This window comes from Dietzia kunjamensis (assembly GCF_045689975.1).
Lineage (GTDB): Bacteria > Actinomycetota > Actinomycetes > Mycobacteriales > Mycobacteriaceae > Dietzia > Dietzia kunjamensis.
Map to the genome: position 1 here is coordinate 2,344,324 of NZ_CP143297.1, position 22,410 is coordinate 2,366,733.

A 22,410-nucleotide genomic window follows, 5' to 3' on the forward strand; every position below is an offset into this window, starting at 1 on the left:
CACGCGACCCGGTCACGCGGTCGCGTACAGGCGCCACGCCGCCTCGACCGGTGAGATCGCGGGGACCACGAAGGACAGCAGTCGGGCCCGGTCGCAGGCGTCCACGACGCGCTCGGCGAGGCGACCGCGCACCAGCACCTCGGTCGACCCGGTGCCCGCCTCACGCCGGCGACGGCGCACCTCGGCGACGGCGTCGAGGACCCGCGGCACCTCATCGTCGACCGCGGTGTCGCGACAGGGGTCCCGCCGGTGCACCACGGCCCGGTCGACGAGTACGAGTCCGCCACGGGTCCGCTCGACGAGTCCCACGGTGGTCCGCGTGTGGCAGGACTCCACACAGAGCGCCCACCGTGCGGAGGACGACGGCAGGGCCTCGGCGGTGACCAGCGCGGACCTGACCACGTGGGCGGTGACCCCCGCGCCGTGGGCGGCGCCGACGAGCCGCGTGGTGCGGCTGGTCCCCCAGTCGGTGGGTACGACCAGCACCACGGCGTCGCCCTCGCGGGCCCCTCCCCACCGCAGTGCCCGGGTCACGGGGGCACCGAGGAGTTCTGAGACCGGGACCGACAGGCCCGCGACCTCGACGCGGTCACGGTGGGCGTGCGCGACCGGATCGGCCAGGCAGCGGTCCGGGAAGCGGCCGGCGGCGACCTCCACGCGGGCGGAGCACTCGAGGCGATCGCCCCCCGGCGGGAGCGCCGAGCCGTCCAACCCGGCGAGCACCGATGCCGGAGCGACCACCGGGGACAGCACCGCGGAGGCGGACGCCGCCGCCACCGTCAGCCCCGAGCAGGACAGGTCGACGGCCAGGGTCGCCGCCCGCGTGTCGGTCACACCTCGCCGCCCTGTCCCGGCTCGGACAGGGCGGTCTGCACCAGCCGGACGCCGCCGTCGCGCGTGATGAGTCGGCCCCGGCCCGCCGGCAGCGGCCCCGGCCGGATACCGCCGAGCAGTGGGCCCTCCTCCCGGCTGCCGGACATGAGGAACCCGGCCCCGCCGAGATCCCGGATGCGGGCGACGAACGGGTCGAACATCGCCCGCGACGCCCCGGCGCTGCGCCGTGCCAGGACCACCGTCAGACCGATGTCGCGGGCGTGGGGCAGGAACCGGGTGAGCGGTTGCAGCGGGTTGCCCCCGCCGGTGATGACCAGATCGAGGTCGTCGACGAGCAGGTGGATCCGCGGGCCGCTCCACCACGACCGCGCCCGCAGTTCCTCCGGGGTGACGTCGGCGCCCGGCATGCGCTCGTCGAGGACGCGGACGAGATGCTCGACCATCGGGGCCAGGGCGGTCTCGGTGGGCGCGTACCCCGCGAGGTGGTCTCCCTTGATCTCGCCGAGCATGGTGCGTCGGTAGTCGACCACGATGAGTCTGGCGTGCTCGGGGCCGTTTCCGGCTACCAGTCCGCGAGCCAGCGAGCGCAGCAGCGAGGTCTTGCCGCATTCTGAGTCACCGAGTACCAGCATCAGCGGGTCGCCCTCGAGGTCGGCGTAGACCGCCGTGAGGTCGGCCTCGTCCACCCCGAGCGGGACCCGGGTGCGGCGTCCGTCCGGGCCGGGGCGCGACAGACTCGCCAGCTGCGAGTACGGGAGCACCTCCGGCAGCATCCGGACCGGCGCCGCGGCGACGTCGCCGACCCGCGCCCGCCACCTGCGCGCGAGATGGCGGGACGCCTCGGCGGTCGCGTCGGCCATGCCGTCCGCGTCGACCCGCCCGTCGAGGCGGGGCTGGTGGACGAGCATGTGGTGACGGTCCGGCGTGAGCCCGCGGCCCGGGGCGGCGGGCACGGTCATCGCGGCCCGCCGATCGATCATCGAGTCGGTGGGATCCCCCAGTCGCAGTTCGACCCGGGTGCCGAGGGCGTCACGCAACGCCGGTCGGAGGTCCGCCCACCTGGACGCGGACAGCACCACGTGGATCCCGTAGGACAGCCCGTCCGCGGCCAGCCCCAGCACGGTCTGCTCGAGATCCTCGAACTCGGTGCGCAGGGCCTGCCAGCCGTCGATCACCAGGAGCACGTCGGGGTACTCCGCCACAGGGCGGCCGTCCCGGTCGACCACCCGGCGCCGCGCCTGGTCGACGGAGGCCACGCCGTCCTCGCGGAACGCGGTCTCGCGGCGACGGCGCTCGGCGTCCACCTCGGCGATCGTGCGGCGGATCTTCTCGTCCTCACCACGACGGGCGACCCCGCCGACGTGGGGCAGGTCCGCGACCGACTGCAGCGCCCCGCCACCCAGGTCCACGACGTACACCGACAGGCGGCCGGGGTCGTTCGTGGCCGCCGCGGACAGCACGAGCGTGCACAGCGCGGTCGACTTGCCGGATCGCGTCCCGCCCACCACGGCGACGTTGCCGTCCGCCCCGGAGAGGTCCGCGTGCCAGATGGCGCGGCGCTGTTCGAACGGCAGGTCCACCTCGGCCAGCGGGAACCTCAGGCGGGCCGGCCGACCGGCCGTCGGGGTCGCTCCGGAGCCCTCGGGTCCGGCCCCGGCGCGCTCGTCCGTCGGTTCGGTACCCACCGCGGCGTCGAGCGGCGCCCCCTCCCCGAGCGGCGCCAGCCACACCTCGTGCGCGGGCCTGCCGTGCCCGGCGAGTCGCCCCACCAGGACCTCGAGGAGGCTCGCGGACCCGTCGGCGGGCCCCTCGTCCGCGGCGCCGGAGGACGGGCGGGCCTCGTCGTCGTCGACCCCGGACGCCGCCGGAGTAGGGGCCGGCACGGGCATGTACCAGGACGTGAACGGGCGGACCGCCGCGCGGGCGACCGGTGCGGCCACCGACGACCCGTCGAGTCGACGGTCCTTCCGGTACGGCCCGGAGACGTAGGCGGCGTCGAAGCGCACCGGGTCGCCGGCGTCCACTTTGAGGTACCCGGCGCCCGGGGTGGCGGGGAGGTGGTAGGCATCGGTGACCCCGAGAACCGTGCGCGACTCGGTGGCGGAGAACGTCTTGAGCGCGATCCGGTAGGACAGGTGGCTGTCCAACCCGCGCAGCCGCCCCTCCTCGAGCCGCTGCGACGCGAGCAGCAGGTGGATGTGCAGGCTGCGGCCCAGGCGACCGATGGTGAGGAACAGTTCCGCGAACTCGGGTTTGGACGACAGGAGTTCCGAGAACTCGTCGACCACGATCACCAGCGCCGGGAGCGGTTCGAGCGGGGCTCCTTTGGCACGGGCGGCCTCGTACTGGCCGACGCCTCCGTAGTTGCCCGCGGCACGCAGCACCTCCTGGCGGCGGGTGAGCTCGCCCTCGAGCGCGTCGCGCATCCGGTCGACCATGGTGATCTCGGCCTGGAGGTTGGTGATGACGGCGGCGACGTGCGCCAGCGACTCCAGCCCGAGGAACGTGGCACCGCCCTTGAAGTCCACCAGGACGAGGTTGAGCGAGTCCGGGTCGTGGGTGGCGACCAGGCCCAGCACGAGGGTGCGCAGGAACTCGGACTTCCCCGAACCCGTCGCGCCGATGCACAGACCGTGCGGTCCCATGCCTCCGTGCGCGGCCTCCTTGAGGTCCAACTCGACGGGGGCACCGTCCGGGCTGACCCCCACCGGCACGCGCAGCCGGTCGCGTTCGCCGCGCCGCCGCCACGCCACCGCGGGATCGACCTGAGTGGCCACGCCGATGCCCAGCAGGTCCGGAAGCCCGGGCGCGCGGCGGGTCGTGGTGGAGCCGTCGGCGTGGGTCACCGTGTCGGCGGGTCGGTACCGGGACAGGGCCATGGCCAACCGCTCGGCCTCCGGCGGGCTCATCGCGTCGACCCGGGCGATGTCCTCGTCCCCGGCCTCGCTGCGCACGCGGGCCACGCGGTCGTCGTCGACCCGGATGCACAGGCCGCGGCGCAGCGCGAGGTCGCGCAGTTGCCCCGCGCGGCTGCCGGAGACCTCGAGCACCGTGACCCCGTCCAGTCCGTCCTCCGCCAGGAGACGTTCCGCGCCGGTGACGCCCACACCGTCGACGACGACGACGAGGTGCGCCCGTCCCGGCACGACCGGGGCACTCGGTGAGAACGCCGAACGGTCGGAGATGCCCGTTCCCAGCATCGACTCCGCCCCGGCGAGAGAGAACTCGGTGAGCCGGACCCGACCACCGCCGTCGGTGTAGTCGGGGTGTTCGTGGTGCGGGAGCCATTTGAGCCACTCCCAGGCCTGACGGGCGTCGCCCTCGCTCGCGGCCACCGCGACCCGGACCCTGTCGGGCCCGTGGGCCACGACGAGCCCGGCGATCATCGCGCGTACCGCGGAACGCACCACCTCCACCTCACCGTCGAGCGACAGCGCGGCGAACGCGCGCAGCTCCAGCGCCACGGGCAGGTCGTCGACCACCGAGTGCACGCGGACGAAGCGGCGCATGCTCACCACCGAGACCGGCTCCAGGTCGTCGACCGGGCCGGTGTCGGGCGCGTCCAGCCGGGTCGCCAGTGCCTGACGGCCCGGGCCCACCCGGATGGTGAGGTCCTCGGGATCCGACTCGTCGCGTTCCCACATCCGGGGCGTGCCCACCAACGCGGGCAGCTCCACCGGATCCGGGTGACGCCACAGGGCGGCGGCGCGCTGGGCGGATGCGGTCGCGCGCACGGTGTCGCGGGTCTGGCCGAGATAGCGCAGGTAGTCCTTCCGCAGTTCGTCGGTCTCGGCGGTCTTGTTACCGCCGCTCAGAGTCCCCGCGAGCATGCCGACGGCGGAGACCGCCATCATCACCGGGAAGAGCATGAACATGGGATTGCGCATCATGCCGGTCCGCATCATCACCACGACCATCCCGCCCACGGCCACCACCAGCACGATCGGCAGGATGATCTGGACGAGGGGCCGGGGCGTGGGCCGGGGCAGGGCGGGCGGTGCCTGCAGCGCCAGCTCCCCACCGGGCATCGGCGGCGCGTCGAGCTTCTCCGCGCGGGTGAACACCACATCACCCATGAACGTCACCCGTGCACGTCACCAGTGATCGATCCCTTCGCTCCCGCCGGGTGTGACCCCGCCGCCGGGAGATGGCGTCCCCACGAGCGCCCGTCCGACCCGACAATATCGGCGTATCGGAAGGCGATGTTAGGGCAGTACACGTCCTGGCGGGGACACCATCCGGGCGGGATCGGGAGGATCTGGAGTGTCGCAACGTAGTGGGATCCGGGAGGTCGCGGCGGGCGTCGATCCCCTGGACCAGCGTCGGGTGTCGATCGTGTGCCGTTCCACCCGGGTGGACCTGAGTCTGCCCGCCCACCTCGCATTGGTCGCGGTGATCCCGGAGGTCGTGGACCTGATCCGGGAGCACATCCGCGCGGTCGCCGGTCCGGCCTCCGGCGTCGATGTCGACGCCCGGATGGGCGGTGACACCGGCGGGTCCTGGCAGCTCTCCCGACTCGCCGGCGGGCCCCTGGCGGTCTCGGAGACGCTCGCGCAGCAGCGGGTGCACGACGGGGAGATCCTCGTCCTCGACCACCGCCCCGTCCCCACGCCGGCGCCGCTCTTCGACGACGTCCTGCAGGGTCTCACCGAACCGGACGTGGCTCGCTCCCCCACCTGGGACCGGCGCGACGCGGTCACCACCGCGACCGCGACGGCGGCGGTGGCGGCGGCTGCGGCCACGGTGGCGTTGGTGCGCCAGTGGACGACCGGAGGCGGGCCCGCGGTCCCCCTGGTCGCGCTCCTGGCCGCCCTGCTCGGCCTGGCGGCCGTGGTGGCTCTGCGCCGCACCCCGGCGCCCGGCGCGGCCCACGCGGTCGCGGGGGCGTGCGCGGTCGGGTTCACCGTGCTGGCCGGCGCCACCGTCGGGGGCCCGCCCGGCGGGGCCGGCCACCTCGTGGGCGGGCTGACCGCCGGGGCGGTCCTCGCGGGCGTCCTCCGGTGGACCGTGTTCCGCCCGGGTCCGCACACGTACGCCACGGGCGCCGGTTACCTGGCCGCGGCCGTCTCACTGGCGGCCGGGGCGGTCGGCTCGACGGTGGTCGCCACGACCCGCGTCCCGGCCGCGGCGGCGGGAGCCGGGGCCGTCCTCGTCGCGCTCGTGCTGCTCACCGCCGCGCCGCGGATCGCGGTCTGGGCCGCCCGGATCCCCATCCCGCCCGTGCCCGCCCCCGGCGAGGACGTCGAGGCCGGGGACCTCGAGGAGCTCGACCACGACGTGCGGGGCCGGGCCGGCGGGCCCCTGCCGACCCCGGACGTGCTGCGGCACCGGTTCCACACCTCGCGCTCATGGCTCACCGGCCTGCTGGCGGCGGCGGGGGCGGTCTGCACCATCGGGTCGCTCACGTCCCTGACCGGGAACGCCGGTGCGACCCGCTGGGCGGCACCGCTCGCATTGGTCCTCATCGTCGTCCTGGTGCTGCGCGGCCTCGGCTACGCGGACCGCGTACACACCGCCGTGCTGCTCGCGTCCGCGCTCGTCCTCACCGCCGGGGTACTGGTGGGCGCGGGGATCACCGTCGCGTCCCCGGTGGGCGTGGTGGTGCCGGCGGCCGTCGCGGTGGCGGCGGCGGTCGTGGTGGCCGCCTCGGTGGTACCCCACGTCGACCTCTCGCCCGCCGCCCTGCGGGCCGTGGGCGTGATCGAGGCGATCGGGATCTGCGTGGTCGTCCCCCTCGCCGTGGGCGCGATGGAGGTCTACTCGCTCGTCCGGCAGCGATGAGGATCCGACGCACCTCCCACACGAGCGGGGGCGGGCCCGGGTCCCGCGCCGCGCACAGTGCAGCCGCGCCCGGGGCCGCCGCCGTACTGCTGGTCGCCGTCCTCGCCGGGCAGCTCTCCGGGGCGCCCGTCGCGGCCGCACTGGAGCCCCCGGCGATCGATGGACCGGTCCCGGCGGCCACCGGGCTCGACGCCGGCCCCCTGCGCCTGGACGGCCCCTGCCGGACCACCGCGGCCTTCCTCGATCCCGGGGTGTCGCCCCCGTCCGCCACGGCGGCCGAGCTGGGCGGGGCCTGGATCCACGGCCGCGGCGAGGGGCAGGTCGTGGCCGTGATCGACACCGGCGTCAACCCCGGTCCACGCCTGCCCCGGGTACGGGGCGCCGGCGACGTGGTCCCCGGTCGCGACGGCACCGAAGACTGCGACGCACACGGCACCCTGGTGGCGGGAGTGCTCGCCGCCACCGAGGACGAGACCGGACACTCGGGGGTCGCGCCCGGGGTCGAGATCGTCTCCATCCGCCAGTCCAGCAGCGTTCTGCGCCCCGAGGCCCGTGACCGAAGCCGCGGACCGGACGGCCCGACCGTCGGTGCCGGGGTCGGCACGCTGTCCTCCCTGGCCCGCGCGATCCGGGCCGCCGTCGATGCGGGCGCGGACGTCATCAACATCTCCGAGGTGGCGTGCGTGCCGGCCGGCACGGTGCTCGCCGACGCGACCCTCGGCGGCGCGATCCGCTATGCCGCCGTGGACCACGACGTGGTGCTGGTCGCCGCCGCCGGCAACGTCGGCGACGCGTGCGGGGACCAGAACCCCGGTGCCGCCGACCCCTCGGTTCCGGGCGACGACGGCTGGGGCGACGTGGTCACCGTCGCGTCCCCCGCCTGGTACGACGAGCACGTCCTCACCGTCGCCGGCGTCGACGCCGACGGCGCCCCCGCCGACTTCTCCCTGCGCGGCCCGTGGGTGGACGTCGCCGCGCCGGCGGTGGGCCTGCGGTCCGTCGGTGCGGACGGGGCCGGGGTGTCCGACGTCGTGCTGGCCGGGGACGGGTCGCGCACGCCCGTCACCGGGACCAGCTTCGCCGCGCCGTTCGTCGCCGGCACCGCCGCGTTGGTCCGGCAGGCCCACCCCGGGCTCACGGCACGCCAGGTGATCGCGCGGATCGAGAACACCGCGATCCCCGCCGCCGGCGGGCACGACTTCGCGGTGGGGCACGGAGTGGTCGACCCCGTGGCGGCGGTGACGGGGGTTCGCAGGATCGGACGCCCCGCGCCCGCGACCACCGCGATCGCCGCACCCCCGGCCGAGCCGGGCCCTCCGGGTGCCGGCGTCGGCGCGGCCGTGGCGGCGGGTTCTCTCGCTCTGGGAACGATCGCCCTCGTCGTCGTCGTCCTCCTCCGGCCCCGCGACGACCGGGGCACCCGGGCCTGACCCCGCGGGTCACCCGGCCGCGGTGGCCTGTCCCACGACCTCCGCGTCGACACCGTCGCGAGCGACCAGCGCCGCCCCGCGATCCAGGCGCGGCCCGGCCGGGAGCCGGTCGAGGACACCCCCGTCCACCGGCACCGGCGTCCCGCCCAGTCCCAGCATGGCGGCGGTCGGGGCGTCGGGGACGTCGAACCTCACGCCGGTGTCGGAGACGATGGTCGTCACGGCACTGCGTGTGGTCGTGCCGCGGCCCGTCGCCGCCACCAGTAGCCCTCCACCCGGGATTCCCACCGCGTCCACCGCGGGCCCGCCCCCGTCGGCCCCGGCCACCTCCCGCACGTCGCCCGGGCCCGGGGCGGTCGCCCCCGCCACGAGCGTGACGCGACGCGTGGCGGAGTCCCTGCTACCCCCGTCGCGGACGCACAGCACCGGTGAGCCGGCGGTGTCCAACACCGTCGGGCGCCGGCCCGGGAACGCCTCGGTGTCCAGCGCGACCGACCTCGGCACACCCATCCGGTCCGGCGGCACCCGGACGACCGACCCGACCGTCGACGTCGACCGGATGACGTCCGCCAGCACGGGCCCCACCTCCTGTACCCCGTCCGCCAGTGCCACGTGGGTGCGCGTGCCGGTGGCCGTGTCGACGGTGAACACCTGCCCGATCCGGAGTCCGTCCAGGCCATAGTCCACCGGCTCACCGGCCATGTCGATCACCGGGCGACGCACCGGGTCGACCTCGGGCAGCGGATCCACCAGCGCCGCAGTGACCGGGCGCGGGTCGACCCCGGCCAGGCCGAGGATCGACAGCAGGTCCCCGTCCTCCAGATCGATCCGCGCGCGGGTGCCGTCGCGCAACAGCCACCCCGTCCCGTCCTGCACGGCCAACACGACCTCGTCGGCACCCGTGTCCCGGCCCGGCCCGGCATCCTCGCGGGCGACGATGCTCGTGGCCGTGACGCGCGGGCGACCGCGCTCGGCGTCGGCCACCTCGTCACACACCGTCCACGACACGGCGGCCGCCGCACCGGCGTCGCGGTGGGTGGGCAACGCGGACGGTGCCCCGGGGATGCCGAGCAGTCCGCCCCGCTGCGTTCTGGCGACGTCGGCGTCGCGCACGGTACGGGGCTCCGCGGGCTCACCCAGAACGAGCCGCGCCGACGCGAGGTTGTGGACGGGGTGGACGGTCTCGCCGGCGCGGACGTACATCTGCCCGGAGTCCCGCCCCACCATGATCGTCGTGGCGTCGACGTCCGGGGCGGGGTCGAGCAGCGCCAGAACGGCGGCCCCGGCGACCCCGATCACGGCGCCGACCACACCCACCGTCAGCCCGGTGGTCTGGCGTTTGAGGGGGTCGTGCAGCATCCGGACATCGCGGGCGACCACGGCGTGTCGGGCCCGGCGGGTGAGGAAACGATGCCCGTCCACCTGCGCCCTTGTCGTCGGCTTGAGCGGCACGGCCCCGGCTCCCTCCCCTGATGTGACACCACCGCGACCGGGGGCACCGGGGGTAGGGTACGCCACGATCCGGCCCCCGTGGCCGGTCTTCCGAGGCCGCCGACCGGGCGCGGCCGGGGTGTCGCGGGCGTCGCGGAGGGGCGGGGATATGACGGCGGTTCCGACCTTCGCGGGACTGTCGGCCGTCCTCCTCACGACACTCGTGCTCACCGTGGTGTGTCCGCCGTCCTGGCAACCATGGGTGCAGTTCCTCGTGGCCGCGCTGGTGGCCGCCGTGATCACCGCGCGGCGCGCTGGGCGGCCACTGGTGGCGCGCGAGCGGGCCCCGCGGCGGCGGTCCGTGGACGTGGTGGACCTCGTCGCCCCCGACCGATCGACCGTTGGGTGCGTCGAGGGTGACCGGGTCGTCACCACGGCCGTCGAGATCTCGGCTGGCGCGCTCGTGGCCACCGAGGTGGGGCACGACGACCCGGCCGACCACCGCGGCGGCCGCCTGCCCCTGGCCGTCGTGGCGCGACAACTCGACCAGGGTGGGGTGGTCCTGGAGGGGATCGACGTGGTGGTCGACGGTCGCCGTGCGGCGGCCGGCGACGACGGCGAGGTCTACGACTCCCTGGTCGGGCCGCTGGCTCTGATCTCGCACCGGCGCGTGCACCTCCTGGTGCGGTTCGATCTGGCCCGGCTGGCGACGGGGACGGGTTCTGCCTCGTGGACCGCGGGAGCGGGCGCCTCGCTGGAGCAGGTGGTCGCGGTGGCCACGGAGCGGCTGCGGCGCGCACTGGTCCACCACGGGGTGCCGTGCCGCGTCCTCGACGCCGCCGAGCTCGCCGAGGTCTATCTCGACGCCGAGGCCGACCCGGGGCCCGGGACGGGGCTGGTGGTCCGGCCGTCGGCGGACCCGCGGGCCGTGATCGACGGGCTCACCGCCGTCCGGGCGGCCCGCCTCACCGAGGTCGTCCGGCTGCGGCGGGTGGAGGGGCGCGACGACGTGGTGGACATGATCACCACGGTGGGCCTGGCCGGGGTATCGGAGCGGGAGGTGGCGGGTGGGATCCCGCCGACCACCACCGCCGCCTGCCACCCGCTCCCGTCGGGGCGGGTGTCGCCCGTACCCGGCGAGACCCTGCCCGACGCGATCGCCGGATCTCTCGCCCGGCGGGCGATCGACGACCTCGCCGACCTCGCCCCGCCCGCCCACGGCTGCGGCCAGATCCTCGGCGCGACCCGCACCGGCGCCGCAGCCGCCATCCAGCTCGCCGGCCCCCACCTGCGGTCGGTCCTGCTCGCCGCCCGGCCCGCCGTCTGCCGGCAGGTCGCGTTCCGCGCGGTCGCGGCCGGGTACCGGGTGGCCGTGGTGACCGATGTCCCCGACCGGTGGAGCCCCCTGACGGCGATCGGCGACGAGTCCCGCTACCGGATCGTCGACCCCGATTCCTCCGACGTGGGTGCCCCTGTCGACGCCGTGATGTGGGACGTCGACGGCCCGCTGACGGAGGGCAGGATCGACGCGCTCGCCGGGCCGGGCGGCCCGGATGTCACCCCGCCCACCGTCATCCGGGTGGACGCCGACTGGGAGCTGCGCGGCACCAGCCGCCTGTCCTCGGCCGCCGCGACACCCGATCTCGTCCTGGACGGCCGGATCGACGGGTGGATCTCCGTGGAACCACGGGCCGGCGAACCCCGCCGCGTCTCGGTCGTGGCTGGGCCGGGCGAGGACCCGTTCGTCGGGCCGCTCGCGTCACCGGACGGTCTCGCGACGGACGGTCTCACACCCTCAGGTGCTGCACCTTCCGCCACCCCGGGTCATCGGTGACGGTGACCGTCACCTCGCCCTGATCCCACCCGGACGCGGCCACCCGAAGCTGCTCGTGCGCGGGGGTCGTGGAGTCCACGTAGAAGTGCAGGAGGCGACGCCCGTCGCAGCTCTCCGCCCCCACGCATTCCCCGTTGCCCTCGAGGCGCTCCACCAGGTGGTCCTCCAGGTCCCGTAGGCCCGGCAGGGACAGGGACCCGGGCAACCCGCCGTCCTCTACATCCGTATACGGGACGTGGACCGCGACGTGGCGGTCGAACTCCGGCGCCGACAGCGCGACCAGCGGGACCCGGACCACGGCCACGAGCGGTCCGCGGCCCGTCTCCCCGTGGAGGATCTGCCACGCCGGGTCGCCCAGCTCATCGGTGTTGTCCGCCGCGAGCTCGCAGAGGATCTCCGGCAGTTCCCAGAGCGGGACCGCCTCGATACCGGGCGCGGTGGCGTTGGCCCGGATCAGGCCGACCCAGGTCTCCACCTGCTCCTCACCGCACAGGGCGTCCAGCAGCAGGTATGCGGCGATCCCCAGGTCCGCGCCGGACAGCCCGGTGAACGCCGGGTGGTGAACGGTGACGTCGGCGCGGGACAGGCCCAGGTCCACCACCACCTCCGCCTGGTCGAAATCCAGCCGGCGGTCCCGGAAGTACATCGCGCAGCCCCGGACCGGCTCGCGCAGGTCGGCGAAGGACCACGACTCATCGGCGTCCGGCGCCGCCGCCAGCCACCGGCGCGCGGCACCACGCAGCTCGGGCACCCCCGCGGCGGTGACGGTGAGGCGGTGCGGTCCGCCCTCGCGTGCCGGGACGAACTCCCACGACAGGCCGGGGTCGATGGCCTCGATGAGCGAGGTGATCTCCGGGACCACCCGGCGGGCGTCGCCCGAGTCGAGCGCTGCCGTCGCGCGGCGCCTGCCGCCCTCCGCCCACCATCGCCAGAAGGTGGTCACGGCCCTGTCCGACCGCAGTCGGGCCGTCTCCACGCGGACGCCGGAGAAGTCCAGCGATCGCGAGAGCTGCCGGGGTCGCACCGCACGGATCGCCATCTGTTCTCCTCCCGTCACCGCGGTCCTCGTGAACATGTCTCCACCCCAGTATCCGGATAACCCGACGATCGTGCCCGCGCCGACACACCCGCCGGGTGCCGAGCGGGCACTCGAGGGGCCCGAAGCGGGTGCGCCTGCGCGCCCACGCTGGCAGTGTCGTGGGTATGACCTCCCCACATGATCTGGCCCGGCTCTCCTCCGGTACGCCCGAGGGCACGGAGCCGACGCGGCGGCCCGGCCCGCAGCCCCGCCCCGGCCACGACGGCCGGAGCGGCCCGCGGGTGCTCGTGATCGGCGCGACCGGCTACATCGGGTCGCGTCTCGTTCCCCGGCTACTGGCCGACGGCGCCGAGGTGTCCGTGCTGGCCCGGACGCCGAAGCGCCTCGACGACGTGCCGTGGCGCGACGAGGTGACCATCCACTCCGGCGGCCTCGGGGACGCCGACGCGCTGCGCTCCGCCCTGCGCGACGTCGACGTCGCCTGTCACCTCGTGCACTCGATGGGCGACTCCAAGGACTTCGAGCGGGAGGAGCGCGAGACCACCGAGGCGTTCGTCCGGGCCGCCGAGGAGGCGGGCATCGAGCGCATCGTCCACCTGTCCGGCCTCCACCCGGAGGACGAGACGGACCTCTCCCCGCACCTGCGCTCCCGAGCCGACGTCGCCCGGATCATGCTGGAGTCCACCGTTCCCGCGCTCGTGATCCAGGCCGGGGTGGTGATCGGGTCGGGCTCCGCCTCGTTCGAGATGATCCGCCACCTCACCACCCGTCTGCCGGGGATGGTCACGCCCAAGTGGGTGAGCAACCGGATCCAACCCATCGCCGTGCGCGACGTGGTGCACTACCTCGCCGCGGCCACCACGGTGCCCCTCGAGGGCGACCTCGCCCGCGGACGGGCCATCGACGTGGGCGGCCCGGACGTGCTGACGTACGGCCAGATGATGCAGATCTACGCCGAGGAGGCCGGCCTGCGTCGCCGCCTCATGGTCCCGGTCCCCGTCCTCACGCCCAAGCTGTCCTCCCTGTGGATGGGACTGGTCACCCCGCTCGAGCCCGGCCTGGCCAAGCCCCTGGTGGAGTCGCTGCGCTGCGAGGCCGTGGTGCTGGTCGACGACGCCGACGAGGTGCTCGGACCCCCGCCCGGCGGCCGGACCAGCTACCGGGACGCGCTGCGCGAGGCCCTGCGGGTCCCCCACGGCCCGGCTCGCCCGCCGCTGTGGGACGGGGCCGACCCGCTGGACGATCCCGCGCGCCTGCTGCCCTCGGACGCCGACTGGGCCGGGGCCCGCCCGCCCACCATCGGGCGTGTGCGCGGCGGGCGATGAGCGACCAGCGAGAGGCGCCCGCCTCGCCCACCCACCGGTACCTGCGGGCGCTGCGATCGGGCGAGATGGACACCGCGCCCTCGCGGCCGGGCCGGAGGCGTGTCCTCGTCGTCGTCGTCACCCTCGTCGTCGGCGCGGCGGTGAACGCGTGGGCGCTACGGATCCCCGCCGGCGACGCCATGTTCTACCCCGCCACCGCACTGCTGGCCGCGGTGTGGCTCGGCGGGGCGTTCGCCTCCGGGCCGATCCGGGTGGGCTGCGAACCGTACCGGCCCCGCCGGCCCGTCCTGTCGTCGGTGCTCACCGCGGCCGCGCTCGCCGCGGTGTTCTGCCTCGGCGGGCTCGTGGTGGCGAGGATCGAGCCGCTGCGCGACCCCGTCGACGCCCTGCTCGACCACGCCACCGTGGGCAACCTCGTCCTGGTGGCGCTCCTCACCGCGGTCAACGGCGTCGCCGAGGAGTGCTTCCACCGCGGCGCCGTGTACTCGGCCGTCGCCAACCTGCGGCCGATCCTCACGACGACGGTGATCTACGCGACCGTCACGGCCACCGCGGGGATCCCACTCCTCGTCCTCGCGGCCGTCATCCTGGGACTGGTCACCGCCGTCCAGCGGCGGGCCACCGGCGGAGTGCTGGGCCCGGCGATCACCCACGTGGCGTGGTCGATGGTCATGCTGTTCGCCCTGGGCCCGATCCTCGACGCGGCGCCGGTCTAGTCCCCGCAGCAGCCCGCGCCGGACCCCGTCCCGGACGCCGCGCCCGGCCCGTCTCCGTCATCGGTGCTCGCCGCCCCGCCCGGCCCCGGCCGCACCTCGCGGGTGACGAGATTGCGCGCCGCCAGGTCGGAGTCGGCCGGGTAGTCCACCCCCACCAGGGCCAGTCCGCACGCCGGCGCGACCGGAACCGCGGACGACCGCTCGGTCTCGGTGAGCAGCCCGCTGATCCAGTCGGGGCTGCGCCGGCTCTCCCCCACCGCCATCACGGCGCCCACGAGGCTGCGCACCATCGACCAGCAGAACGCGTCCGCGCTCACCGACGCCGTCCACACCTCGGCGGCGCCCGGCGCGTCCTCACCGCGCGGGTCCGGCTCGGCGCGCCAGTCGAAGCGCTGCAGCTCACGGATGGTGGTGGCGCCCTCCCGGCGACGGCAGAACGCAGCGAAGTCGTGGAGCCCCATCAGCCGTTCGGACGCGTCGCGCACCGCGTCGAGGTCGGCGCCCCGCTGCCAGGCGGCGGTGTCGCGGGCGCGGGTCGGCTCGGGTCCCCACGGCGCCGTGGTGAGGCGGTACTCGTAGTGCCGGCGCAGCGCCGAGAACCGGGCGTCGAACGCGTCCGGGACCCACCGGGCGGCCATCACCGCGATGTCCGCCGGTAGCAGCCGCGCGAGCCGGCGCACGAGCGCCTCCGGGCGTCCCTCCAGCGAGCGCTGGTCCAACCACTGCGGGTCCACGTCGAGATGGCACACCTGCGCTCGCGCGTGCACCCCGGCGTCGGTGCGACCGGCGACCGTGAGGACGACGGGATTGCGCAGGATCTTCGCGAGTTCGGCCTCGAGCACCCCGCACACGGTCCTCAGTCCGGGCTGGCGCGCCCAGCCAGAGAAGTCGGTGCCGTCGTAGGCGACGTCCAGGCGGATCCGGCGGGTGCTCACGGCCTACAGACGCTAGACCACCGCCGCGCGTGCCCGCCACACCGCCCGCCGCGGGCCGTTCCGGCACGATGGGGACCATGTCCACGTCCCCGTCCCCTTACCGCGCCGCGCTCACCGCCGTCGGTGCGGCCGTCGCCCTCGCCCTGTCTTCCTGTGCCCCCGGCGACGACGACGAGGCCCCGCCCGCCGCGGCCGGTGCCGCCGCCACCGGCACCACCACCACCGGAACCACCTCCACCGACACCGCCAGCGAGGCCGGGCCGGCGATCCGGCGATACGTGGCGCTGGGCGACTCGTTCGCCGCCCTGGGCCCGACCGGAGCCCCCACGAGCGAGCCGGCGGGGTGCCTGCGATCGTCGCTCAACTACCCGTCGGTGCTCGCCGGGCAGCTGGACGTCGCCGAGTTCGTGGACGTCACGTGTGGCGGCGCGAGGACCGTGGACATGACGGCGCCCCAGATCGCGCAGACACCGCCGCAGTTCGACGCCCTCACCGCGGACACCGACCTGGTGACGCTCTCCATCGGCGGCAACGACATCGGGTTCGGCGCGATCGCCGGGTGCGTGGTGCAGACGCCCAGGGCTGCAGACGGGGCCCCCTGCCGCGAACGGTTGTCCGCGGGGGTCTCGTCGTCACTCGAGGGGCTCGGGGCCCGTCTCGACGCGGTCCACGCCGGGATCCGGGAGCGGTCCCCCGCGGCCCGCGTCGTGGTGACCGCGTACATGCCACTCGTGCCGCCGGACGGCGGCTGCGACTTCACCGAACGCGTCAGCCCCGGCGATGTCACCTGGACGCGGGACGTCACCGACCGGGTCAACAGCGCGGTGACCGACGCGGCCGTCCGGGCCGGCGCCGAGATCGTCGTCCCAGACGACGCCGGGGAACGCCACGCCTGCGCCCCGGCGGACGAGCGGTACACCGACTTCACCGGTGCGGAGACCGGCTCGCATCCGATGCACCCGACCGCGGCCGGCCAGCGCGCGATGGCCGCGGCGGTGGCCGACAAACTCTGACCCCACCGCGCCTGCACTCCCGCTCCCACGCGTCGCTCCCACACGGCCACCCCGGATCGACGACGAGGGCCCCGCCACCGCGTGATGCGGTGGCGGGGCCCTGACGGCGTGATCCGATGCTGGCGATCAGGCCTTGTCGGCGTCCTCGCCCTCGGCGTGCGTGGTGTCCTCGGACACGGCCTCGGCGGTCTCTTCCGCGGCGTCGACCTGTGCGTCGTCGGCGGCCTCGACCTGATCGGCGATCGGGCTGTTGGCCTCGGCCTCGGCCGTGACGTCGTCGGTGGACTCCGCGGGGGCCGCGGCCGGCGCGGTGGCCGCCTTGGACGCCGCGGCGCGGGTGGCGCGCGAGGCCTCGGCGGAGGCGAGCTCCTCGGTGACGAGCGCGATCATCGCCATGGGCGCGTTGTCGCCCTTGCGGTTCTCGAGCTTGACGATCCGGGTGTAGCCACCATCGCGGTTCGCGACCCGGGGGCCGATCTCGGCGAACAGCTTGTGCAGGACGTCCTTGTCGCGGATGACCTTGGCGGCCTCACGACGGTCGGCCAGCGTGCCACGACGCGCCTTGGTGATGAGCTTCTCCGCGTAGGGGCGCAGCAGCTTCGCCTTGGTCTCCGTGGTGCGGATCGCGTCGTGCTCGAACAGCTGGGTGGCCAGGTTCGAGAGGATGAGCCGCTGGTGGGCGGCGGATCCGCCGAGGCGGGCGCCCTTCTTGGGCTTGGGCATCAGATTCTCCTAGGAATGGTGTTCCGGGCGCTCGTCAGAGCTGCTCGGTCTCGGCGTAATCCTCGCCGCCCTCGTCGGTCCACGTGCCGGTCTCGGCGTCGTAGCCGGCGACCGAGGCGGGATCGAATCCGGGGGGCGCGTCCTTGAGGGACAGGCCGAGCTCCACGAGCTTGACCTTGACCTCGTCGATCGACTTCTGTCCGAAGTTCCGGATGTCGAGCAGGTCCGACTCACTGCGGGCCACGAGCTCGCCCACGGTGTGGACGCCCTCGCGCTTGAGGCAGTTGTAGGACCGGACCGACAGGTCCAGGTCGTCGATCGGCATACCGTAGGCGGCGATGTGGTCGGCCTCGGCCGGGCTCGGCCCGATCTCGATGCCCTCCGCCTCGTCGTTGAGCTCACGGGCGAGGCCGAAGAGCTCGACGAGGGTCTTGCCGGCGGACGCCAGGGCGTCCCGGGCGGTCATCGAGTTCTTGGTCTCGACGTCCAGGACCAGACGGTCGAAGTCGGTGCGCTGGTGCACACGGGTGGCCTCGACCTTGTAGGTCACCTTGAGCACGGGCGAGTAGATCGAGTCGACCGGGATCCGGCCGATCTCGTGGCCTGCGTCCTTGTTGAGCCCGGCGGGAACGTAGCCGCGGCCACGCTCGACGACCAGCTCGATCTCCAGCCGACCCTTCTCGTTGAGGGTGGCGATGTGCAGGTCCGGGTTGTGCACCTCGACGCCGGAGGGCGGGACGATGTCACCGGCGGTGACGGCTCCCGGACCCTGCTTCTTGAGGTACATGGTGACCGGCTCGTCCTCGACGGACGAGACGACCAGGCCCTTGAGGTTGAGGATGATGTCGGTGACATCCTCCTTCACGCCAGGCACGGTGGTGAACTCGTGCAGGACGCCCTCGATGCGGATGCTGGTCACGGCCGCGCCCGGGATGGACGACAGCAGCGTGCGCCGCAGCGAGTTGCCGATGGTGTAGCCGAAACCGGGCTCGAGGGGCTCGAGCACGAACCGCGAGCGGTTCTCGGAGACGACCTCCTCGGTGAGGGTGGGCCGCTGGGAGATGAGCATGTGCTACCTCTTTCGATTCTCGACGCCCGCTATTTGACGCCGTGGGAACCCACCGTCGCCGGGCGGGCCGCGGTGTGCGGCCCGCCCGGCGACGAGGGGGGACAGATCACTTCGAGTAGAGCTCGACGATCAACTGCTCCTGCAGCGGCACATCGATCTGCGCGCGCTCGGGGAGCTGGTGGACGAGGACCCGCAGGGTCGTCGGGACGACCTGCAGCCACGCCGGGACGGGACGCTCGCCGAGGGTCTCCTGGGCGATCTCGAACCAGTCCATCTTGGTGGACTTGGGACGGACGTCGACGATGTCGTACTGCGAGACCCGGTAGCTCGGGATGGTGACCTTCTGGTCGTTGACCAGGAAGTGACCGTGGGCCACGAGCTGACGGGCCTGGCGACGCGTCCGCGCGAGACCCGCGCGGTACACGACGTTGTCCAGTCGCGACTCGAGGATCTGCAGGAGGTTCTCACCGGTCTTGCCGGCGCGGCGGTTCGCCTCCTCGTAGTAACGACGGAACTGCTTCTCCATCACGCCGTAGGTGAAGCGGGCCTTCTGCTTCTCCTGCAGCTGGGTGCGGTACTCGGACTCCTTGATCCGCGCGCGGCCGTGGTGACCGGGCGGGAAGGGCCGACGCTCGAATGCGGTGTCTCCACCCACGAGGTCCACGCCCAGACGGCGGGACTTGCGGGTGACGGGGCCGGTGTAACGTGCCATGATCTAGTGCGTTCCTTCCGGCTCAGACTCGACGCCGCTTGGGCGGACGACAGCCGTTGTGGGGCTGGGGGGTGACATCGGAGATCGTGCCCACCTCGAGGCCGGCGGCCTGGAGCGAGCGGATCGCGGTCTCACGTCCCGAGCCGGGGCCCTTGACGAACACGTCGACCTTCTTGACGCCGTGCTCCTGCGCCTTGCGGGCCGCGTTCTCGGCGGCGAGCTGGGCGGCGAAGGGCGTCGACTTGCGCGAGCCCTTGAAGCCGACGTGGCCGGAGGACGCCCATGCGAGGACGCCACCGGACGGGTCGGTGATCGAGACGATCGTGTTGTTGAACGTGCTCTTGATGTGGGCCTGGCCCAGGGGCACGTTCTTCTTTTCCTTGCGACGGCCCGTCTTCTTGGGGCCCGCAGCGCGTGACTTGGGGGGCATTACTTCTTCTTTCCGGCGACGGTCTTCTTCGGACCCTTACGGGTACGGGCGTTGGTCTTGGTGCGCTGTCCACGGACCGGCAGGCCACGGCGGTGGCGCAGGCCCTGGTAGCTACCGATCTCGATCTTCCGGCGGATGTCGCCCTGGACCTCGCGGCGGAGGTCACCCTCCACCTTGTAGTTGCCCTCGATGTCGTCACGAAGGACGGTCAACTGCTCGTCGGTGAGGTCCTTGGTGCGCAGATCCGGGCTGATGCCCGTACGCCCCAGGATCTCCAGCGACCGGGTGCGACCGATGCCGAAAATGTAGGTGAGCGCGATCTCCATGCGCTTGTCGCGCGGGAGATCAACGCCGGCTAGACGTGCCATGTGGCGTTTCTCTTTCGTCGTGCGGTAGGTCTGCTCCCCGACCGTCCCCGTTGTCGGATGGTCATCTCACGATGAGCAACCGTCCGGGGCCCCGGCCTCCGCTTCCGAGGGTGTGATCCCGCCGGCCCCTGTGGGGCTCGGCGGCTGGTGCGGGGAGTTGAGCGTCTTACTTGTACCGGTAGACGATCCGGCCGCGGGTCAGGTCGTAGGGCGAGAGCTCCACGACCACGCGGTCCTCGGGAAGGATGCGGATGTAGTGCTGCCGCATCTTCCCACTGATGTGTGCGAGGACCTTGTGCCCGTTCTCGAGTTCGATGCGGAACATTGCGTTCGGCAACGGCTCAACGACACGGCCCTCGACCTCGATGGCTCCGTCTTTCTTTGCCATGCTGGTTACGGTCCTCCACGATTCCCCGGGTGACGTCTACCGGATTGTCGGTGCACTGGTGGGCACACCGACGTATAAGCCTACGTCAGGTGATGGATCTGCGCCAATCGGGCATCGACAGGGCCCTCGCCGCGCACTCGGCGTCCCCTCGGCGGTCCCGGTGACCGACGGTCAGACGTAGCAGGCCCGCCCCGCGGGCACCCCGTCGAAGCGCTGCTGGAGCCAGTTCATCGCCGCGGGCAGTTTCTCCACCGCGCCCATGAGGTGCTCCGGCGCGAGTCCCGGCTCCCACGTCAGCGGCGCGCCCTCTCGGCAGTACCGCTTGGCGGTCTCCTCCGCGTCCCAGAACGGCACGAGCGGGTCGGTCCCGGAATGCCACATGAACACCGGGACCCGGGGCACGTCCGGGCTCTGACGGATGCTGTTCTCCGCGAACGCCCGCATCAGCCCCTCCTCTGCCAGGAGGTCGCCTCCCCGGAGGACCATCGGGACGGACCGGAACGCCCCGACCGTCAACAGGGTCGCGGTGCAGCGCCCCTTCAGCTGGCTGTAGAGCGCCCACCCGTCCGGCGTGAGCTTCTCCTCGAGCCGGATCGCCTCCGGGTACTCCCGCGCCATGCCGACAGCCGCGGCGAACGCCAGGCCGAACGCCGGGTGCGGCCAGTTGCCGACCATCCGCGCCATCGTGGTCATGTCGGTCGGGACACCGCCCTGCGCCACCCCGACCAGATTCACGTCCGGGGCGTAGTCGTCGTGCAGGAGCGACACCCACGCGCTCGCGATGCCGCCCCCGGAGTAGCCGAGGGCGCCGAACCGGCTGTGCCTGGAATCGAAGCGGGGGTCGTCCCGCACCGCACGCATCCCGTCCAACACGATCCGACCCGACAACTGACCGCCGGGATAGGCGACCTTCGGACCGAGGTGGTCCGGGATGATGACCGTCCATCCCTGGTCCAGACGCGTCCGCAGGAACACCATCGCGTTGTCCTGCACGGTCTCCAGCGTCGGGTGGACGAGGGTCTCGGTGGGCGCGCATCGCTGTCCGAGCGCATTGAGGTAGTGCTGGTAGCTCAACACCGGACCGTCGGGGCGGGCGTGGTGCGGCCGGACGACCGTCGCGGTGGCCAGTAGCGGCCGATCGCGGGAGTCGGTCGACCGGTAGGCGATCTCGGTGACCCGGTATCCGAGGAACGCCGGCATGGTCACGTCCCGGGAGTTGATCACCTCACCGAGAGGGGCGTCCGCGAGGTGTTGCGGATCCGCGTGGTAGAACGGCCCCGGCTGGGGATCCGCCTCGATCGACCCCGCGCCCCCCTCCATCACCGACTGGGCGGTGGAGGGGGCGACGCCCGGGCCCGAGATGTGGACGAGGGCGACAGCGAGCGTCAGGACCAGCGCGACGGCTCCCCGCACGACTGATCGACGCGCGACGGACTCCTGCTCAGCGAGCATGCCGGGACCTTTCGAAGCATATGTTCACTACCGGCACACACTGTAACCCGGTGTGGGCGACCGTCAGCGGTCGACCCGCTCCGATCCCCCGGAGTGGCGACCCCGGTCGCGGTGCGTCCTCAGCTGCGCGGGCGGGGCGTGAGGATCCGGGGGCCGTCCGCCGTCACGGCGACCGTGTGTTCCCAGTGCGCCGCCGGCGACCCGTCGACGGTGACGACCGTCCAGTCATCGGACAGGGTCCGGGTGTCGGTCTCACCGCCCAGCACGAGCATCGGCTCGACCGCCAGGACCGAACCCTCCTGCAGCCGGGGGCCGCGTCCGGGCTTGCCCTCGTTGGCGAGGAACGGCCATTCGTGCATCTCGCGGCCGATCCCGTGGCCCCCGAAACCGTCGACGATGCCCAGGCTGACGCCGTGACGCTCCTCCGCCCTCCGCGTCGCCACCTCGAGGGCGTGCGAGACGTCGGTGAGCTTGTTCCCGGGCAGCATCGCCAGGATGCCCTCCTCGAGGACCTCCCGCGTGGCGTCGTTGAGGGTCGCCACCTCCGGGGCGAGAGTCCCCACCCCGAACGACCACGCGGAGTCCCCGTGCCACCCGTCGAGGATGGCGCCGCAGTCGACGGAGACGAGGTCCCCGTCCCCCAGGACGGTGCCGGGCCCGGGGATCCCGTGCACCACGACGTCGTTGACCGAGGAGCAGATCGATCCCGGGAACCCCTCGTACCCCTTGAAGGACGGCACGGCCCCGGCGTCCCGGATCAGTTGCTCGACGACCTCGTCGAGGTCACCGGTGGTGGCACCCGGGACAGCGGCCTCGCGGGCGGCGATCAACGCCCGTCCGACGATACGACCGGCCGCCTCCATGGCGTCCAACTCACCCGGGGTACGCGCGGTGACCACGCCCTTGCGGGACCGTCCGAACACGGCGGGC

19 protein-coding genes are annotated in these 22,410 nt (G+C 73.7%); 6 read left to right on the forward strand and 13 right to left on the reverse strand.

All coding sequences use genetic code 11. The features are described 5' to 3' along the window. Positions 1-12: 12 nt before the first annotated feature. Both VZF99_RS10935 and eccCa read right to left on the reverse strand, forming a co-directional pair. The gene (locus VZF99_RS10935) at positions 13-834 is read right to left on the reverse strand and encodes a hypothetical protein (RefSeq protein ID WP_067716604.1); all 822 of its coding nucleotides are present in this window, start codon (positions 832-834) and stop codon (positions 13-15) included. After that, positions 831-4,910, reverse strand: a complete 4,080-nt coding sequence (eccCa, locus tag VZF99_RS10940) for a type VII secretion protein EccCa (RefSeq protein ID WP_407336118.1) — start codon at positions 4,908-4,910, stop codon at positions 831-833. Before eccCa ends, VZF99_RS10935 begins: the two co-directional genes overlap by 4 nt. 187 nt (positions 4,911-5,097) lie before the next feature. Between eccCa and eccD the strand changes: the two genes are divergently transcribed. Both eccD and mycP read left to right on the forward strand, forming a co-directional pair. Further along, complete coding sequence (gene eccD, locus VZF99_RS10945) at positions 5,098-6,615, forward strand: type VII secretion integral membrane protein EccD (RefSeq protein WP_407334771.1); 1,518 nt, start codon at positions 5,098-5,100, stop codon at positions 6,613-6,615. After that, the gene (gene mycP / locus VZF99_RS10950) at positions 6,612-8,045 is read left to right on the forward strand and encodes a type VII secretion-associated serine protease mycosin (RefSeq protein ID WP_253002165.1); all 1,434 of its coding nucleotides are present in this window, start codon (positions 6,612-6,614) and stop codon (positions 8,043-8,045) included. The genes eccD and mycP overlap by 4 nt, the downstream gene beginning before the upstream one ends. 9 nt (positions 8,046-8,054) lie before the next feature. On the opposite strand, the gene eccB is transcribed toward mycP, so the two are convergent. Beyond that, entirely contained in the window at positions 8,055-9,497 is a 1,443-nt protein-coding gene (eccB, locus tag VZF99_RS10955) for a type VII secretion protein EccB (RefSeq protein WP_276534128.1), read from the reverse strand. A 148-nt stretch (positions 9,498-9,645) separates the two neighbouring features. Here eccB and VZF99_RS10960 point away from each other — a divergent pair, with 148 nt between their 5' ends. Next, the gene (locus tag VZF99_RS10960) at positions 9,646-11,310 is read left to right on the forward strand and encodes a type VII secretion protein EccE (RefSeq protein WP_407334772.1); all 1,665 of its coding nucleotides are present in this window, start codon (positions 9,646-9,648) and stop codon (positions 11,308-11,310) included. On the opposite strand, the gene VZF99_RS10965 is transcribed toward VZF99_RS10960, so the two are convergent. Further along, entirely contained in the window at positions 11,264-12,385 is a 1,122-nt protein-coding gene (locus VZF99_RS10965; RefSeq protein ID WP_244200756.1) for a DUF695 domain-containing protein, read from the reverse strand. The two genes, VZF99_RS10960 and VZF99_RS10965, sit on opposite strands and share 47 nt — an antisense overlap. A 128-nt stretch (positions 12,386-12,513) precedes the next feature. On the opposite strand from VZF99_RS10965, the gene VZF99_RS10970 reads away from it, so the two are divergent. Together VZF99_RS10970 and VZF99_RS10975 are read left to right on the forward strand one after the other, a co-directional pair. Further along, positions 12,514-13,674 carry an NAD(P)H-binding protein gene (locus VZF99_RS10970; protein WP_407334773.1) on the forward strand — a complete coding sequence of 387 codons (1,161 nt, stop codon included), beginning with the start codon at positions 12,514-12,516 and terminating at the stop codon, positions 13,672-13,674. Continuing rightward, positions 13,671-14,390, forward strand: coding sequence for a CPBP family intramembrane glutamic endopeptidase (locus VZF99_RS10975; protein ID WP_407334774.1), 720 nt, complete (start codon positions 13,671-13,673; stop codon positions 14,388-14,390). Before VZF99_RS10970 ends, VZF99_RS10975 begins: the two co-directional genes overlap by 4 nt. On the opposite strand, the gene truA is transcribed toward VZF99_RS10975, so the two are convergent. Then, a complete protein-coding gene (gene truA / locus VZF99_RS10980) occupies positions 14,387-15,325 on the reverse strand; it encodes a tRNA pseudouridine(38-40) synthase TruA (protein WP_407334775.1) in 939 nt (312 codons plus the stop codon). The two genes, VZF99_RS10975 and truA, sit on opposite strands and share 4 nt — an antisense overlap. A gap of 77 nt (positions 15,326-15,402) precedes the next feature. Between truA and VZF99_RS10985 the strand changes: the two genes are divergently transcribed. After that, positions 15,403-16,338, forward strand: coding sequence for an SGNH/GDSL hydrolase family protein (locus tag VZF99_RS10985; RefSeq protein WP_407334776.1), 936 nt, complete (start codon positions 15,403-15,405; stop codon positions 16,336-16,338). Positions 16,339-16,464: 126 nt separating this feature from the next. Here the strand turns inward: VZF99_RS10985 and rplQ are convergent, their stop codons facing one another. The 8 genes from rplQ to map all read right to left on the reverse strand — a co-directional run bounded on the left by rplQ (position 16,465) and on the right by map (position 22,403). Beyond that, a complete protein-coding gene (gene rplQ / locus VZF99_RS10990; protein WP_067716624.1) occupies positions 16,465-17,061 on the reverse strand; it encodes a 50S ribosomal protein L17 in 597 nt (198 codons plus the stop codon). A 34-nt stretch (positions 17,062-17,095) separates the two neighbouring features. Then, on the reverse strand, positions 17,096-18,130 hold the full coding sequence (locus tag VZF99_RS10995) for a DNA-directed RNA polymerase subunit alpha (RefSeq protein ID WP_067716627.1): 1,035 nt from the start codon (positions 18,128-18,130) through the stop codon (positions 17,096-17,098). 106 nt (positions 18,131-18,236) lie between these two features. Next, positions 18,237-18,842 carry a 30S ribosomal protein S4 gene (rpsD, locus tag VZF99_RS11000; protein ID WP_067716630.1) on the reverse strand — a complete coding sequence of 202 codons (606 nt, stop codon included), beginning with the start codon at positions 18,840-18,842 and terminating at the stop codon, positions 18,237-18,239. A gap of 22 nt (positions 18,843-18,864) precedes the next feature. Next, a complete protein-coding gene (gene rpsK, locus VZF99_RS11005; RefSeq protein ID WP_067716633.1) occupies positions 18,865-19,272 on the reverse strand; it encodes a 30S ribosomal protein S11 in 408 nt (135 codons plus the stop codon). After that, the gene (gene rpsM / locus VZF99_RS11010; protein ID WP_067716635.1) at positions 19,272-19,640 is read right to left on the reverse strand and encodes a 30S ribosomal protein S13; all 369 of its coding nucleotides are present in this window, start codon (positions 19,638-19,640) and stop codon (positions 19,272-19,274) included. The genes rpsK and rpsM overlap by 1 nt, the downstream gene beginning before the upstream one ends. A gap of 166 nt (positions 19,641-19,806) precedes the next feature. Continuing rightward, complete coding sequence (infA, locus tag VZF99_RS11015) at positions 19,807-20,028, reverse strand: translation initiation factor IF-1 (protein WP_005140011.1); 222 nt, start codon at positions 20,026-20,028, stop codon at positions 19,807-19,809. A 171-nt stretch (positions 20,029-20,199) separates the two neighbouring features. Further along, positions 20,200-21,480, reverse strand: coding sequence for a lipase family protein (locus VZF99_RS11020; RefSeq protein WP_407334777.1), 1,281 nt, complete (start codon positions 21,478-21,480; stop codon positions 20,200-20,202). Between the two features lie 119 nt (positions 21,481-21,599). After that, complete coding sequence (map, locus tag VZF99_RS11025; protein ID WP_120284047.1) at positions 21,600-22,403, reverse strand: type I methionyl aminopeptidase; 804 nt, start codon at positions 22,401-22,403, stop codon at positions 21,600-21,602. Positions 22,404-22,410: the final 7 nt, after the last annotated feature.

Excerpts from the sequence above, each read along its gene's own strand:
- VZF99_RS10960 (WP_407334772.1), top strand. The coding sequence starts at position 9,646 with ATGACGGCGGTTCCGACCTTCGCGGGACTGTCGGCCGTCCTCCTCACG.
- rpsD (WP_067716630.1), bottom strand. The coding sequence starts at position 18,842 with ATGGCACGTTACACCGGCCCCGTCACCCGCAAGTCCCGCCGTCTGGGC.
- infA (WP_005140011.1), bottom strand. The coding sequence starts at position 20,028 with ATGGCAAAGAAAGACGGAGCCATCGAGGTCGAGGGCCGTGTCGTTGAG.
- mycP (WP_253002165.1), top strand. The coding sequence starts at position 6,612 with ATGAGGATCCGACGCACCTCCCACACGAGCGGGGGCGGGCCCGGGTCC.
- VZF99_RS10975 (WP_407334774.1), top strand. The coding sequence starts at position 13,671 with ATGAGCGACCAGCGAGAGGCGCCCGCCTCGCCCACCCACCGGTACCTG.
- VZF99_RS10995 (WP_067716627.1), bottom strand. The coding sequence starts at position 18,130 with ATGCTCATCTCCCAGCGGCCCACCCTCACCGAGGAGGTCGTCTCCGAG.
- rpsK (WP_067716633.1), bottom strand. The coding sequence starts at position 19,272 with ATGCCCCCCAAGTCACGCGCTGCGGGCCCCAAGAAGACGGGCCGTCGC.
- VZF99_RS10970 (WP_407334773.1), top strand. The coding sequence starts at position 12,514 with ATGACCTCCCCACATGATCTGGCCCGGCTCTCCTCCGGTACGCCCGAG.
- eccCa (WP_407336118.1), bottom strand. The coding sequence starts at position 4,910 with ATGGGTGATGTGGTGTTCACCCGCGCGGAGAAGCTCGACGCGCCGCCG.
- VZF99_RS10965 (WP_244200756.1), bottom strand. The coding sequence starts at position 12,385 with ATGTTCACGAGGACCGCGGTGACGGGAGGAGAACAGATGGCGATCCGT.
- VZF99_RS11020 (WP_407334777.1), bottom strand. The coding sequence starts at position 21,480 with ATGCTCGCTGAGCAGGAGTCCGTCGCGCGTCGATCAGTCGTGCGGGGA.
- VZF99_RS10985 (WP_407334776.1), top strand. The coding sequence starts at position 15,403 with ATGTCCACGTCCCCGTCCCCTTACCGCGCCGCGCTCACCGCCGTCGGT.
- rpsM (WP_067716635.1), bottom strand. The coding sequence starts at position 19,640 with ATGGCACGTCTAGCCGGCGTTGATCTCCCGCGCGACAAGCGCATGGAG.
- rplQ (WP_067716624.1), bottom strand. The coding sequence starts at position 17,061 with ATGCCCAAGCCCAAGAAGGGCGCCCGCCTCGGCGGATCCGCCGCCCAC.